9 protein-coding genes and 1 pseudogene are annotated in these 15534 nt (G+C 59.4%); 8 read left to right on the top strand and 2 right to left on the bottom strand.

Annotation, left to right across the window (positions count from 1 at the left end; translation table 11 throughout):
• Nucleotides 1-450: 450 nt before the first annotated feature.
• Nucleotides 451-822, bottom strand: coding sequence for a signal transduction histidine kinase (locus CQ14_RS07400; protein WP_156434758.1), 372 nt, complete (start codon nt 820-822; stop codon nt 451-453).
• Nucleotides 823-865: 43 nt separating this feature from the next.
• Nucleotides 866-1414, bottom strand: coding sequence for a hypothetical protein (locus CQ14_RS07395; protein WP_245320240.1), 549 nt, complete (start codon nt 1412-1414; stop codon nt 866-868).
• 1110 nt (nt 1415-2524) lie between these two features.
• Here CQ14_RS07395 and CQ14_RS07385 point away from each other — a divergent pair.
• The 8 genes and pseudogenes from CQ14_RS07385 to CQ14_RS44520 form a co-directional block, all read left to right on the top strand.
• Complete coding sequence (locus CQ14_RS07385; RefSeq protein ID WP_057857262.1) at nt 2525-2785, top strand: DUF1488 family protein; 261 nt, start codon at nt 2525-2527, stop codon at nt 2783-2785.
• A gap of 105 nt (nt 2786-2890) precedes the next feature.
• Nucleotides 2891-3013, top strand: a complete 123-nt coding sequence (locus CQ14_RS47550; protein ID WP_283807204.1) for a hypothetical protein — start codon at nt 2891-2893, stop codon at nt 3011-3013.
• A gap of 273 nt (nt 3014-3286) precedes the next feature.
• Nucleotides 3287-3658: a hypothetical protein gene (locus CQ14_RS07380; protein WP_057857354.1), complete on the top strand. Its 372-nt coding sequence runs from the start codon at nt 3287-3289 to the stop codon at nt 3656-3658.
• Nucleotides 3659-4652: 994 nt separating this feature from the next.
• Nucleotides 4653-6779 carry a patatin-like phospholipase domain-containing protein gene (locus CQ14_RS07375; protein ID WP_057857261.1) on the top strand — a complete coding sequence of 709 codons (2127 nt, stop codon included), beginning with the start codon at nt 4653-4655 and terminating at the stop codon, nt 6777-6779.
• A 41-nt stretch (nt 6780-6820) separates the two neighbouring features.
• On the top strand, nt 6821-10411 hold the full coding sequence (locus CQ14_RS07370; RefSeq protein WP_057857260.1) for a Dyp-type peroxidase: 3591 nt from the start codon (nt 6821-6823) through the stop codon (nt 10409-10411).
• A 204-nt stretch (nt 10412-10615) separates the two neighbouring features.
• Complete coding sequence (locus CQ14_RS07360) at nt 10616-13681, top strand: ATP-binding protein (RefSeq protein ID WP_082649752.1); 3066 nt, start codon at nt 10616-10618, stop codon at nt 13679-13681.
• 506 nt (nt 13682-14187) lie between these two features.
• Nucleotides 14188-14958 carry an AfsR/SARP family transcriptional regulator gene (locus tag CQ14_RS07355; RefSeq protein WP_057857257.1) on the top strand — a complete coding sequence of 257 codons (771 nt, stop codon included), beginning with the start codon at nt 14188-14190 and terminating at the stop codon, nt 14956-14958.
• Between the two features lie 147 nt (nt 14959-15105).
• Nucleotides 15106-15534 (top strand): annotated as a pseudogene (locus CQ14_RS44520) (hypothetical protein); the annotation flags it as partial.

Raw genomic sequence — 15534 nt, 5'->3', positions numbered from 1 at the left:
GTGTGCGTATAAATCCAGCCACCCGGCNACTCTGAAACGAAATATGGTTTCGTCATACTGACCGGAGACATGATCTTTAAAGACTTCTTCGTGGGTATGAAGCTTTTGCTTAGGCATGAGCATCTTTCGAGTGCCGCTGCCAATAGCCCCCAAAATCAACTGGATCGCCACGCTTCAAAGACAAAGCTGCGAGGCGGTTGACTTGCGGTTCGACAGACGGCCGTTGTCCCTCTCCAAGACAGCTCTTGAGCATACCGCATCGGCGATGTGGTGATGGATGCCTTCCAGTTGATCCATCCAGGTCGTCCATGGCAGCGGAGCTGAATTGCGCATGCCACTCCCAAACCACCATCCGGTCATAGTCGTAGCGCCGAAATCCTCCTCGCGTGAGCGGCATGTCACAAGGCCTTCTTCTTACGAAGCATCCGCCATCTGTTCGCGGCGCAGATCTCAAGCCAGCCTATGAAATGCCGGCGGCAAAGGCTCGCGCACGAGTTCACTTAGATTTAGTGCCTCGCCGCTTTCCGTGATGTCCGAGAACAGCACTTCGACATAGGGATGCTGGCGGTTGATTGCGGCACCGCGCTGGTACTTCGTGTTCACGATCCGCTCGATCGCCGCAAGATTGCGCTTGCCCAACGCGTTGTACTGATCGCGGAACAAACTCTGGCGTCCTCCCCGATGCTCGATGGATTCGACCCAGACATCCATCACCTTGCGGCCTATGAACGCTTCGACCCGTTCAGTTCCGTCGCGCGCGAGAAGCCGCAGTCCGTCCATATTGTGCGGGCCGTCATCGATGCCGAACTTTGTAAGTGACATGTTTCTACGTGACATGGGGTATCCTCCTGTTGCTGACGTTGGTTCACCTCGGCAGTCCGTCGGGGACTGCGCCTCCCTCATCGTCCCATCGCGACAGAGCAGCTGCACGCGATTTCGCGTCGCGATGCGCATCCTCCGTCGAGGCCTTTTTGCGACCGGCATCATTCTTATGCTTATGCTTGTGCAGAAAGCGGGCGATCTGCCCGCGAAGCGCCGCCGTCTCCAATAATTCTCCGACCGATGCGGCGGTGTCGAAGATCTCCCGTTGCATGGCCTTCGGCAGCGCGCTCCATTGCATGATGATGGCTGCGCCGAGACATCGCAAGACGTGCTCCTCTTCGGCCGCAAGGACCAGGCCGCGAGCGCGATCCTGTTCCGCTGCGTTCACGGCGCTGTCGTAGTTATCAGCCAGTCCCTGCTCGTTATCGGCGAGCGCTGAGTGACGATCCCTTAGTTTCTGAAATTTGTCGCTTTCGCCCTGGCCGCTCGAACGCTTGATCAGCTCGCCGTATGCGGCTGCTTTTTCGCGGTGCTGTTGAGATCTAAACATGCCGCGTCCTTTCGTTGGAGGTCTCCGCGCGACCCCGACCAATCCCGATGGTTGACGAGGATGGAGTCATATATGGGGATCAAAGGGCCGAATAACGAGCTCCGGTGACAAATCACCACGTCATCAATCGCTGCGTAAGAAAAGACGTTCCTGACAGATCGTAGCAGCCCGAACGAATGCAGGTTGCGATTTGGCTTCCGCAATACCCGAATACGGGCTTATGCCGGTGCCGAAGTCAGAGAAGCCATCGGCACGTCGAATGTGTAGACAAACCCGGTTCGCTCATAGGCACGTCCCCTCGGAGTTGCCTGCCGAGCGTCTCGATCAGCCCCCGTTGGCTCAACAATACGCAATCGCCAAACGAAAGCTCGCAGCAGGCGAAATCGCCCACCGCCAGCGGTAGCCTGCTCGCGTGATGGGTTTCCCGCCAACGCTGCGGTTACCCGGCCGCTGCGTCGCGCTTGCCGCAGAGAAATTCGTGAAGCTCGACGGCATTCCGAAGGACCAATGCCTTATGAGTCGCCTCGTTGCGCTCATGCCCCGGCGGCATCCCGCGAGCCTCGTCGAGAGCGACAGCCGCCCTGGACTCCAGATCGCGGGTAAGTACCGAACTCGCTTTTTTGATCGGAGACGACGTGTTCCGGGGTCTAGCCACGCTACGCGGGATCACCATTGGATAACCATCGCAGCGGCGACTAGCAGCACAAGAAAGATCGGCAACAATACCGGGGGCACCAACCACTCACGAAGATTGAATGCTGAGGATTTTGGCATATGACCGCCCTTTCAGTTGAGGCGGGAGCGCAACGCTCTCAGTCACCGATAACAGCCCGGGGCGCGCGGTGATGTCTTACATATAGGGACTACTGCCGGAATAGCGAGGAGAATCGCAGTTTGTTTTCGGAGACCGGCTTGCAAGGCTTGTAATGCGGCATTGAGTAGCCATGTCAATCCCAGCGCCATCGTATTGCTTCAGCATCGCCGTTACGGCAGCGCGAAGCTTAGCCACGCCAAATCTCGTCAATGACATTGACCAAACGCACGTCGCTGCGACGGGCGGGTCCCGAGGCCATCGAGCACTCTCGACACCGGTCGTGAGAAGGCCGGTGAGCTGCGAGGGTCGTCGGCTAATAATCTGATCGGCATCAACCCATGATCGAGTTTCCAAATCACAGCCGCTCATATGACCCGACACGGCGAGCCGTGCGGTTTTGGGGCCACGACAGCGCGCTGGAAACGACATTCTTCATCAACGAGGGTGCGTTGAAGCGAATCCAGCCGGGTACCCACCCCGACGAGGCCGGGCTGCTGGATGCGTTCGACTGCAACCGTGACGTGATCTGCGCGGCGGCCGCGAAGGTTTACGTTCGTGGAAGCCGCGGCTCTTACGATCTGACCGCCGCAAATTTTTGAATTGAAATGCCTTGATCTGATCAGGCGAGACGACGTGGCGGAACGGGCGCAGATGCTCGTTGGTCGCGAACAGAAGCGGCAAGCGATCAACCCCCGGAGGATGTCATGGATATCAATTCAGTACCGACGTTGCTGGCCTGCGGAGGATTTTTCGTTCTCTCGTTCGTCGCGATCTGGGCATTCTGGTTCGTGGAACGGCTGCGGGGATCAAGCGCTCCTCGCGTGTGAAGCGGCGAGACGATGACGCTGCTGGCTTCGGGCTGCAACCAAGATCGCGCTGTACAGCAGCACAACAACGGTCTACCGTTTGACGACAGGGAGTTGTTACTCTCCTTGAAGCTGTCCATGAAGCGGCGACGTCCGAAGTCGCTGCTCGTCGTCGTAGCGGCAGCTGGCGTGCCATCGGTAGGCGCAATCTCGTAGGCTGGATACTTTCACCAAGCGCGGATGCTAACGGCGTCCGCGGCTGCGAACGCGCTTGTGCGCAAAAAGGAGACCATCATGAGAATGCCCGAAATCTTGCAGGGTGAGGCGCGGACCCGGTTCCTCCAGGGTATTGCTTTCGGAGCTGTTGCGGCGATCACGATCGGATTCATGTGGGGCGGCTGGGTCACCGGCGGCACTGCCAAAACCATGACCGCAATGGCGGAGACCGACGGCCGGATGTCTGTACTGGTCCCGATATGCGTCGCGCAGTTCACGGCGGCCGACGGCGCCATCGCCAAGTTCAAGGCGGCGGGCTCCTATTCAAAGGACAACGTCATCAGCGAATACGTCAAGACCGTTGCCGCCACGAGCATGGACTATTCATTCGCGAGGGCCTGCGCGGCCGGCGTAGAAGCCGAACTCTCGAAGATGGCCACAAAGAGTTGAGCGGTTCGCCAAGACTAGGATCCAGCGAAATGAGTTATCACAGGTCCAGGCGGCCTTCCTATCTTGTATATTGCTTGTCGGCAGTCATCCTGTTCGGCTGTTATGTGCTTCTCAATGGCTTTCAGGAAGACAACTCCGCAACCATGGCCTCGAATCTGACACTCATTCGCTGACGTCTCGCGCGCCATTTTCCTTGGACCCTCGCCAGTCCGCCCCGCGCGGACAGGGGATCCCACCTCTTTGTCTGGAAGGGTACCCAGGCGGCGACGCATCCGCTTGCTTCCGACTGCGTACATCGGTGCCTCTCCGAGAATGTCCGCTTCGGGGTCAAAAGCGGAAGTCGGCTTCGGGAAGGTGCTAGTCCGGTTCACATTCAGAAGCGGCAGGGTTAAGCTCCAGTTCTTGAGCTACAGCGGCGAATCGAACCATGGCTGGAGCAGCGCTGGCTTAGGGCGGGTTGCGAGGCCCATACGGCTCGACTTTGGGGCACAAGACTGGTACACACGACCTCATCGGGCTTGCAAGAAATGCCTGATTTTATTGACTTTCTGTGATCGGCGCGGCAATCCCTCCCTCTCCGCCAGCTTTCCGAAAACCGCCAATAATCGCTTTGCTCGTTGGCGCCTGTTCCACGAACTCGTCCCTTCGCAGCCCCCAATCCCTTGACCAGTACGGCCGAAGCGCCTTGAAGTTGAAGCCCGGCTGACCGGATCGAAGCTCCATTCGACGCTACGCGTCGACGACGTCGCCTTATGGTCGACTTGCGGAGCTGAATGAGCCTAACCGAACCGCCGGCCAGGAACATGGCTTCCATTCGTCTCTGGACAACGAACTGCGCGCCAAGCCGGCGAAGTTCAACGCTGGCGCAAATTGATTGGCGGCAGCAGCAGCGCAAAATGAGCCACTGAATGTGAACTAGCTCACGCAGGAGTTGCCAACCGCAGGCCTATCCTGCAGCGGCGGTAGTGTTGGTCGTTCGAGTGAGGAAGTTCGAATGTCCACCAGGGAGCCACTACCCGGCTTCGAAGACCGGGCGCCGAGAGATCGCTATTGCGACCTGATTCTGACCGGTGGCGTCACGAGTTCGATTGCCTATCCGGCAGCCATATTCCTGCTGGCGACCGTCTATCGTTTCAACAGCATCGGTGGAGCGTCTTCAGGTGCCGGCGCCGCAGCGTTGGCGGCTGCCGCGGAATACCGGCGCCGGCATGGTTCGTCGGACGGTTTCCGAATCATGCTGGAGCGCGCGGCCGCTGTCGCCGACGAAGTAGACGGCAAGACCCGTCTCGCATGGCTCTTCCAACCCGAGAAGGAAAACAAGCGTCTGTTCGACGCGCTGCTGCCCGGCTTCGCCCAGCCATCCAGCAAACTGACGGCATTGGTACGCGGCGTCGCCTTTGCCTACGCAAAGTCGGGGATCGTCCTGGCCATCGGAATCGTCCTCGTGATCACGTGGTTCATCGCACTCCTGAAGGCCGCACTGGGCGACATCGACTGGCGGTCTGCCTTCCTGATCGGGATCAGTGCGACGATGCTCGCTGTTATTTTGATTGCTGTCGCAGTGTTCCTGTCGGTCATCCGCGACGTCGGACGCATGCTGCGGCACGATTATGGCTTGTGCAGTGGAACTCGCTCGGGAGACGCGCCGTTCTCGCCGTTCACAGATTGGCTGCACAGCATCATCCAGGAGATTGCCGGGCGTAAAGCAGGCGATCGGCCACTGACCTTCGCCGACCTCGCCGCCGCGCCGGGTTCGCCGCGGGAGACGCTGAATGATCCCAGCCCAGCAGGGGCCGACTCGATCAACCTGCAGATGTTCACAGCCAACGTGACTCATGGGCGGCCGTACGTCTTTCCGCAGACTGAGGGCGAAGAGGATGACCTTCCACTCTACTTTCGCTCGAGCGAGATGAACCGGTTGTTTCCCCCAGATGTAGTCGCGGACATGCAGGTCGATCCGGTCACGGGTCAATCAAATAGATATCAGGGGAGCTCCAGGCCGGCGCCGGCGCGGGCGAAAGCCGTCCCGACCGGCCGACGCTATTGGTTTTGGTCGCTCGTCATGGGTAAGCCGTCAGTCGTTGGGAGCGCGGAGGAGCCGATGTATCGGCTGCCGACAAAGCACCTGCCGATCCTGGTGGCCGCGCGCATGAGCGTCAGCTTTCCGGTCCTGTTCAGCGCGGTACCGCTCTGGATCCTGGACAAGCGGGACAAGCAGGAGCACGTGTTCCGGCGCTGTCTATTCTGCGACGGTGGCATCTGTTCGAACTTTCCGATCCATCTCTTCGACAGCCCCATCCCCTCCTGGCCCACTTTCGGCATCTCGCTGCACGAAATTCCCACGAGCAAGGAAGGCCCGGCGGAAGCCCCTTCCTCCCCGCCGGAAGATCATTACGGTGACGTGTGGCTGCCGGAAAACCATCTCCAGCTCGGGCAGGACCACTGGAACGAGTTCGAGACTGAGCCTGAGCCTATCGAAAGGCTGTCCGGTTTCTTCAGCGCACTTGCGTCGACGACGATCAACTGGAGTGACGCCACGCTGGCCCGCCTGCCGGGGGTGCGCGAACGCGTCGTGCAGGTGGGGCTGCGTAGCGGGATCGGTGGCCTGAACATCCTGATGGAGGGAAAGGACATCAGGGGCTTGGCCGATCTGGGGCGCGTGGCGGCGCTCAAGCTAGTCAAGCGATATGCTGCCTTTCCCGTCGGGTGGCCTTCCGGCGAACTGTCCGACGGCTGGAATGAGCATCGCTGGGTGCGACTCAACGTGCTGCGAGACAGTCTTGCAAGGAGCCTGGCCGGGCTGACCTGGGCGGCGTCGCAGCCCGATCATGGCAAGCCGCTTCGCGACATGATCCGCCAGGCAATCGACGAACCGGCGTTGAAGATACGCAACGATGAATCTGTGCTGAAGAAGGAAAGCGATGAACCTGCACGGGAGAAAGAAAGCGATGAACCCGTGTGGAAGGACAACGATTCGCAACTGCTTGCGGCCCAGGCGGCCGCACTAGAGGGAGCGCTAGACGCTCTGATGCAGGCGGAGCGCGCGTTGAACATGCCGACAGTCGGGCAACCTTACAGGCCCTCGCCAAGGCCGGTCATGCGGGTGCGCCCGCCACTCTAGCGAACTCAATTGCAAGGGTCAGGTAAACGAGGGGAACCGCCATGCAGATTGATCCACAGAGCAAATCGAAGAGCCTCTTGGGCGTCAGCGACCTTACCCTGGTGGCAACGATCAAGTCCGGGCTGATTCCGGCGCTGGACTCGCGGACCTACGAAAGCCGGCTGCGACTGCTGCTAAAAACGCTGAATTCCTTGCGCGTTTCGTCGCTAGAGGCGGAACCGACGCCGCTCATCGGCGACGCGGTCGACCGAATCCGGGCACTTCACTCCTTCCGCCTTGCGATTATCGGAGAGGACACGCCAAGGCGGCTTCTCCTTTCAGTCGCATTCGACGGTGGTTGGGAGCCCTACATGCGCCGCATATGGCGCGATCTGGGACCGCTCCTGGACGTGATCTTCTGCAACTGTGAAGGCTACCTAGACTCCTACGGCCACAACTACCCCGCGTACGCGGGCTGGGTTCGATCGGCGCAAGTCGAAACTCAGTTCTTCTACAACGCCAGTCCGCTCACAGTGAGCGATCTGCACTATCTTCGGCGTAAGGTCGCGGCGGACCTGCATGGGACCGGCGATGAACGGCCGGACAATAGTGCGCTCGACAGTGAGCAAGCCGATTCCAATTTGATTTTGGAGGAGGCGCTGCCGGCCCTCACCGCGCTGTATCGGTTGACCGATGTGTATCCGCCGCTCGCAAAAGACGGTGACTTTCTGCTGCGCGCCGCAATGCATCTGTTGGGGCACCGCGCCAGGCAACTGATCAAGACGGCCCCGCAAAAGGGGCGCAATCCTACTGAACGGGCAGCGCTGAGTTGGTTTTCTAATGCCCAGTCGCGCCTTCCCTCCAGCCCCGCTGCAGCACAAATCAGCAGGGACAACGTCCAGGGTGGCATCATCGAAGAGTACAAGGGCGCTACCCATGCTTGTCTGTTGCTGGTCGCCCTGAAGGACTCCGCAGCGGCGCGCGATATGCTCGCGTACCTTGAGCCGGAAATAAAGCGAACCGCCGCCGCCACACGGGGGAGACCGAGTAAAGCCCCATTGGTTAATCTCGGATTCACGTTCCAGGGACTGGCGCTCGCGGGCATGCCAAACGGCACCCTCGAGCTGCTGCCATTCGAGTTCCGCGAAGGTATGGCCGCGCGGGCCAGTATTCTCGGTGATCGGCTCTACAACCACCCGACCCGATGGTCTCTCCCCGAACGCAACTGGCCGAGGATGTGTGAGCCTGCCCGCGTGGAGTTGACCTCGGTCCACGCGATCGTCCAGTTCACCTACACGGGACCGTCCGGCGGCTGGAAAGATTTCGCCAATGATAGGCATCCGCTGGCAGAGGTGGTCGCCGAGTTCGATGGCAAGCTTTCCAGCAAGGGCGTGCAAATCCTTTCGGTACAGCACATGCAGCGCTTCCTCGCGTCCCGCAACGACCGTCCGAGGGGCCACTTCAACTTCGTGGACGGCATCAGCCAGCCAACGCTCGAAGCGCCTCAGCAGGCGGATACCTACTCCGACGAGGTCGTGCCTGGCGATCTGCTGCTGGGATACGAGAACTCGCTCGGCGATCCGCCGCTGGCCGGCACTCTGTGGGATGACAGCACCTTTCTCGTCGTGCGCAAGCTCAGGCAGGATGTCAAAGCGCTGAACGACGTACTGGAGAAAAGCGAAGACCCTAAGTCGACAATGGCGAAGTTCATGGGCCGTACCAGTAACGGCGAAATCTTGGTCGAAGACGAGACGATCAAGGACAGGAAGGGCAACGACTTCAACTATTCGAAGGACCCGCAGGGAAGGGCGTGCCCGTTCCAATCCCATATGCGACGCGCCAATCCGCGCGGCAGTCGGGATGACATCCTCACCGTGCCCCGGATCATGCGACGAGGCATGTCTTATGGTCCGCCCTTTGAGAAGAGCCCGGAGGCCGAACGCGGCTTGTTCTTCATGGCATACAACGCGTCGATCGCTGAGCAGTTCGAGGTCATTCAGGCTTGGCTGAGCGGCAGCAACAGCAGCGACCGGAATACGTACTCGGCCTTGCGCGATCCGTTCCTCGGCGTGCCGCAGGAAGGCGACCCGCACCGCTTCGTTTTTTACGATAAGAACGGCGAAGAGAAGTTCGTGGAGCTGCCGCCGGACAAACCGATCGTCAAGCTGGAATGGGGTCTCTACGCCTTCGTCCCGTCGATCAAGGCGATCGCCGAACTCAAGGACATTGCAGATGTAGCAGCAAGAACCAAGGAGGGTGCGGACGGCCATCATCGCAAGACGAAGGAGGACCAGCGGTCCATACAACGCGCCGTGCTGGCGCGCAAAGGTGCGGAGGTCATCGCCAAACTACGGCTTGCCGAACAATACAAGGGTTTCGATTTCGCGGCGGAGCAATGGAAGATTGTGCTGGAGGATTTTTACGCACGCATGTCGCGCACCAGCGAGGTGGTGTGGGCGGCTATACGGGAGTTGCATGGCGGGGCGCTCCGAACGCCATATGGTGTGTTGGTATGCAGCAAGAAGTTGGTGGACGAGGTCTTCCATAACCAGGGATCGCGCTACACGGTGACCGGCTATGCCGAGCGCATGCGCGCATCTTTCGGCGAGATCTATCTGGGCAAAGACGACGACGGACTGAGCACGTCGAAGTACCGCGCCGAAGCTTGCCCGGCCAACAAAGCAATCATGGCTGTCAAGGTCCAGGACGCGTTCAAAAGCGCCTTCGAGCATACGAAGCAAGCCCTGAGGTTTCTCGTCCAGCCACCCGACGCCGAGACAAAATTGGAAGTGAAGGACATCGTCGACGACATCCTGGCGCGCATCAGCAATGAGTGGTTTGGGGTGCCCGACGGAACGCATGTTGTGCGGGGCGGCTGGCACTGGGATTGGAAGCCCGACGATCCTCCGACCTGCCCGGGCCACTTCCACTCTCCGTCACGCTATATGTTCCAGCCCAACCCGGGCCCGGAGGCGACCCTGTTTGGCCAGCAGCACGGGCAGGCACTATACGCTGCAGTCGGTCAGCGCCTTGAAGCGCAACGCAACTTCTTGTTCCGGATGGTATATGGCGGGAGGAGAGGCATACTCGGAAACGCGTTGTCCGACGCATTCTCCACTGACCCAGCGCTGCTGACGAGCACGCTGATCGGCGTGATGATGGGTTTTCTTCCCACTGTCGACGGCAATATCCGTGGAGCGCTCTTCGAGTGGGTCAGCGACCGCTCGCTTTGGGACCATCAGCTCGCTTATCTGGCCGATGAAACCAAGAGCCCCTTGGAGAGAGCCTGTCGAATCCTGATGCCGCCATTGGAGCGAGCCCTGCTGTTGCACCCTGTCCCGGAACTCGCGTGGCGTACCGCGCTTGTGCAGCATTCTCTCGGACCCGTTGAGGTCCATCCGGGCGACCGGATCGTGGTGAGCATCGTCTCAGCGACGCAAGAATGCCTGATCAACGACGACGATGACGGCCTATATCTCATCTTCGGTGGTAATCGCAGAAAGAAGGGCCACCACCCCACCCACGCTTGCCCCGGCTACGACATGGCCATCGGTGTGATGCTCGGCATGCTGGCCGGATTACTCGGATCGACGCGGTTGCGGCCGACCATGTCGCCGCTGCAACTCGCAGTGAGCCTGCGTAAGGGCGACTGACGGCGCGATGCCGCGCAAATACCTCCGTTCCGCGGCCAAACTTCCGCGCTCGCACGCGTGGGCAAAAAGGTATAAGTTCGTGGCACTCAACTTGGCGACGAGCCGGTTGAGGAGGCCGATCACGCCCTGCGAGCTTCTGCTGCAGAGGTGAGTTCGGAAATTGCCGTCCCAAAAGGAAGTCCCTTACGTGGTACGGTGAGTGCGATGACCAACCGAAGACAGGAAGAAGCAAGATCACAGCGCAGATACCTTGCAATCCTCTTTTCGGATTTGTCAGATTCTGCCCGCCTCGCGGCCAGTATGGAAGCCGAAGATTTTTCGGATCTGCTGAGCCACCTCCGCCGCGCCTATGAAGACATCATCCCGAGGCATGGTGGAACAATTGTTCAGATTCGGGGAGATGGATTGCTGGCGAGCTTCGGCTATCCGGAAACACATGAGGACGATGGACGTCGAGCGACCGAGGCCGCACTTGATCTTCACGAATTCGTTCGAAGAATTCCACTTGACCTCTCGCCCCGCGCCTTGCCGCCCCTGCATCTGCACACAGGAGTTCACTCAGGCCTGGTACTTCTTGCCGGCGGCGATGATCTTCACGGCAGACTTGATCTGTTAGGCAACACTGTAAATGTTGCAGCGCGCCTTTCCGATATTGCGCAAAGCGACGAGATTTTAGTCAGCGAAGAAACGCTAGGCGCTGAAAGCCACTTCTATGAGACTACGCCCAGGCGATCCCTCAGCCTCCAGGGAATAATCCAGCCGATCGCGGTCTACGGAATTCTCGGTCGCGCTGCCGTCGGCACGCGATTCGAAGCAAGATCGATGCGAGGGCTAACGTCATTCATTGGCCGCCAAACCGAACTCCAGGCTTTGAAGGGTAGCCTCTACGACATAATAAAAGGGCAGCCGCAATATGTTGCGATCGTCGCCCCCGCGGGTATGGGAAAGACCCGACTCGTCGAGGAATTTCTCCGCGGTCCCGCGAATTCTGATTGCCAGATACTGCGAGGCTACTGCGAAAGTTATCTAAGCGCCGAGCCGTTGCAGCCATTCCTCCAGATTCTCCGGTCGTTGTTGGGGCTGGACCATGCAATGACGGCTGCGCGCGCCGCCGAGGTTCTTGAGAAAGCACTCGCCGAGATCGATCCAGATCTTCTCAAGTATCGGCTTGAGTTCCTGCGCGCTCTTTCGCTGGATCCAGTGAACAGTCAATTGGAATCGCGTAACGTTGCTCCCGAAAACACAATTGCCGCAATATGCAAGCTTTTCGACGTCCTGGTCGCCTCGAAACCTGTGGTGCTGTTCATCGATGATTGGCAGTGGGCAGATATCGCGTCGCGTCAGGTGCTCGAAGCAATAAGACGCGGTCATAATCGGACATTGTTCGTGCTTGTCGCAAGCCGCGAGCTGGGAGATGACAATGTGTCGGTCGGTGGCGCCACAATCTTGACCCTTGCGCCTTTCAGCGCCGACGAAGCCGAGGAAATCATTCGTCAACTGCTTCCTGGAAGCAATCCTTTCACCGCTGCAAGGATCGGGGAGCTCTCTGGTGGCAATCCGCTATTTATTGAAGAGCTATGCCACTCGGTTGCTCACGACAGCCCGGATCACCATCGCATTGGCCGCATCCACGGCGGCGAGGCATGGTTGGAAACGCTGATAGAATCCCGCGTCGAACGACTGCAGCCGGAGCAGATCGATCTGGTTCGCACGGCGGCCGTTATTGGGAATGTCATTCCCACTTGGCTGCTTGAGAGGCTCACCGGTTGTGGGGAAAGTCATCCACTTATCGCGACGCTCGCTGCACAAGATCTCATTTTCCCTGGCGAGCAATCGGGAGCCCTTCGATTCAAGCACGGCATTGCGCGCGACGTGATCTACGACTCTGTCGGTCTGCGCCAGCGCAACGCGCTGCATAAGCGCATCGCTGACACGCTGAGAGAGCACGCGCCGTCCGGCACGCAAGAGGAAGCCTGGGAGCTGCTTGCTTATCACTACGGCGCATGCGGGCAGGTAGTCGAGGCCGCTCAGTACGCCGAGGCCGCGGGAGACAAAGCCGCCGCAGCCTCAGCTTTGGACCGTGCCCAAATACAATACGGCGCTGCTCTTACCGCTCTGGATCCGGATGCATCCCAGGAAAACTATGAACGCTGGATATCCATATCGCAACGCCTTGCTTTGGCGTGCGTGTTTGACCCGTCGAGGGATCAACTTGAGTTTCTGCGACGTGCCGTTGTCCTTGCCACGGCTCATAATGATCAGCGCGCGCTTGCGCGAGCTGAATATTGGGTGGGATATATCAACTATGCGCTGGGGGAGCTGGCTCGTGCCACGCGCCACCTCGAAACCGCGCTTGCACATGCCACGGTCGTCGGCGACGAGCCGCTTGCCGTGCAAGTTCGAGCGGTATTGGGGCAAGCCTGCGCGGCGGCAGCGGAATACGACAGGTCCCTTGCACTGCTTAACGAGGCAATCTCGATAAAGCGCCAATTCCGAAAACCCGGCCGGCTCCCCGTTGCACTTGCTTATTCGTTGGCTTGCAAATCAACGGCCCTCGGCGACCGCGGGCTATTCGAGCAAGCGCACGCATGTTTGGAGGAAGCGTTGGCTGCAGTTCAAGATTCAGGCCATGAGGTTGAGGCTTCGATTTTGTGTTGGAAAAGCGCCGTCAGTTTGTGGCAGGGCCGCTGGGATGACGCACGAGCAGCTGCAATCAAGGGCCAGCATATCGCGGAGCGAGTGAGGAGTCTGTACTTGTATGCAATGAACCTTTCACTGGGTGGATATGCGAGTTGGATGACGCAACGGTCCCAGAAATCGTTGCAGGCGATCGTAGATGGAACGTCATGGCTTGAGAGCCGTCATCGGGAACTATTTGTCTCATTGAACCATGGTTGGTTGGCAGACTGCTTCGTTGAAACTGCACGATGGCAGCAGGCGAGGCATCACTCGGCGCGCGCGCTGTTGCGCAGTCGAAAGCATGATCGGTTGGGCGAAGCCATGGCCTATCGCGCGATGGCTCGCGCCTCGGCCTTCGGACACAACCGGAAGCCGCCGGAAGTATACCTTGCTCTTGCGATGAAGAACGCGCTTGCCAGAGGAGCGCGCCATGAGATTGCGGTCACGCAGCTCTGTGACGCCGAGATACGCGTTGCTCGCGGAAAACACGCGCGCGTAGCCGAGTTACTCGATCAGGTAGAGGTCTCGTTTGAGGCCATGGGCATGGACTGGCACATTCAGAAGACCCGTGACTTGCGTCGACAATGTTAGCTGGCTCACGCCATCGACCCCTTCCTCTCCGCCAGCATGTCCGGCCGACACATAGGTGGCAGATGGTGCCTGGGACATGGAACCTCGTGCCGAACGGCTGCAAGGTTTTTGGGTCCAGGTATGTGCTCTAGGTCAAAGTATCCGAGGTCAAAGTGCATGAAGCTGCAGTGGTGTCGCTTTGCTTGATGCCAAGCTTTGGCCCGTCAGCACGGTGAAGTGCGTTCGTGCGTTCGCCACCGACGATGACCTGGCTTCATGCGTTCGATGGCATACGCAACCTCACGCATATGAAGCAGTTCACTATCAAAGCAAACGTGCAATCACTAAAAAGATATGAGGTGGTCCATTGTCTTGTCTAACTAAGGTTGTAGGATCATCAGAGACATCCCGGTCTTGGCCGCGCACGTTTTTGCAGGTGGCGGCGTCCCAATCGTGGACATCATGCTCATAAGTAATTGCGCGGTATCTGAATGCTTCGGGTCGGTTTTTAACTGAGGGTTGGGACAATGCCTCTGCTGCAGATCAATCTGTTCGGTGGCGTCGAGGTAATGCAGGTCTCCGGCGAGTCGGTGTCGATCCCGAGTCGCAAGGCCGCGACGCTTCTAGGCTATGTAGCTCTCAGCTCTCCTCGCGGCATATCACGAAGCAAGCTCGCAGCGCTGCTGTGGGACGGACACTTTGCAGACCGCGCGCGCGCCAGCCTTCGACAGGCCTTGCTCACATTGCGTCACGTGCTGCCGCAATACGCCGACGTGATCTCGGCGGATCGCGGCGACATCCGCATCTGTCCGGACGCCATCAAGACCGATGTCGGGGAATTCGAACAGCTCCTGAAGGAGGGTGATCCCGAACGGCTGGCGCGCGCGGCGGCGCTTTATCGCGGCGAACTTCTCGATGGCATCAGCTCAACCTCATGTGCGTTTGAAGCCTGGCTATCTGCCGAGCGGCAACGCCTCCGGATGCAAGCCATGCGGGCCGTCGTGGGCCTGCTGGACGCCGGCGGCCGCGAGCGAATGGATATCGCGATCGCGCTTGCGTTGCGTATTCTTGCGATCGACCCGCTGCAGGAGGACGTGCACCGCATCTTGATGCGCTGCTACGCGCAGCAGGGGCGTCGGGCGGACGCGTTGCGTCAGTACGATCTTTGCCGCGCCGTGCTGTGGAAAGAAGTTCGCGCTGTGCCGGAAGGAGAAACCGAACAATTGCAGCGCGACATCAGGCGCATGTTCCGCGCCGACAATTCGCGTCCGCCTCAGTCAAATTGCCCCGCGCCATAGACTTTGACGCAACTTTCACGCTCCGCATGACACTTGGATCACGATCGCACGCGTAACATCAGCCTCACCTTCGTACGCGAAGTGAACCCGGTCCTGCACCGTAGCGCGCGTCGCTACGGGCCAGACAACATATTGGAGGCTTTACTCATGAATGGAACGCAGCAAGGAATTGAAGACTACAGTCAATTGGATCCGCAAGGCATATTCGGCTCGATTCTCGGCGGCGCCGCCGGAAGGCTTATCGGCGGCCTGATCGGTGGCAAGACCGGGAGAACTGTCGGTGGTATCGGAGGTAAGGTTCTCGGCGGGGTCCTGCCATTCTCCGCCGGTCCGGACACGGCTCAACCGACGGACATGGAGCTGCAGAGCTTCTGGAGTGTGCTGAAGAAGATCGGTCAGGGTGCGCAGACCGGCCTGGATATCGGTAAGCAACTGGGCATTTTCAGCGCCGGCCAGCCCGGCTTCCAGCCTGCTGCGGCAGCGCCGCCGACGGACATGGAACTGCAGAGCTTCTGGAGCGTGCTGAAGAAGATTGGCCAGGGTGTGCAGACCGGTGTGAACGTCGGTCGCCAGCTC

The organism is Bradyrhizobium lablabi (assembly GCF_001440475.1).
GTDB lineage: Bacteria > Pseudomonadota > Alphaproteobacteria > Rhizobiales > Xanthobacteraceae > Bradyrhizobium > Bradyrhizobium lablabi.
The sequence above is the reverse complement of the archived record's forward strand: the minus strand, read 5'-3'. Positions and strand labels throughout refer to the sequence as shown.

Excerpts from the sequence above, each read along its gene's own strand:
- CQ14_RS07400 (WP_156434758.1), bottom strand. The coding sequence starts at position 822 with ATGTCACTTACAAAGTTCGGCATCGATGACGGCCCGCACAATATGGAC.
- CQ14_RS07385 (WP_057857262.1), top strand. The coding sequence starts at position 2,525 with ATGATCGAGTTTCCAAATCACAGCCGCTCATATGACCCGACACGGCGA.
- CQ14_RS47550 (WP_283807204.1), top strand. The coding sequence starts at position 2,891 with ATGGATATCAATTCAGTACCGACGTTGCTGGCCTGCGGAGGATTTTTC.
- CQ14_RS07380 (WP_057857354.1), top strand. The coding sequence starts at position 3,287 with ATGAGAATGCCCGAAATCTTGCAGGGTGAGGCGCGGACCCGGTTCCTC.
- CQ14_RS07375 (WP_057857261.1), top strand. The coding sequence starts at position 4,653 with ATGTCCACCAGGGAGCCACTACCCGGCTTCGAAGACCGGGCGCCGAGA.
- CQ14_RS07370 (WP_057857260.1), top strand. The coding sequence starts at position 6,821 with ATGCAGATTGATCCACAGAGCAAATCGAAGAGCCTCTTGGGCGTCAGC.
- CQ14_RS07360 (WP_082649752.1), top strand. The coding sequence starts at position 10,616 with ATGACCAACCGAAGACAGGAAGAAGCAAGATCACAGCGCAGATACCTT.
- CQ14_RS07355 (WP_057857257.1), top strand. The coding sequence starts at position 14,188 with ATGCCTCTGCTGCAGATCAATCTGTTCGGTGGCGTCGAGGTAATGCAG.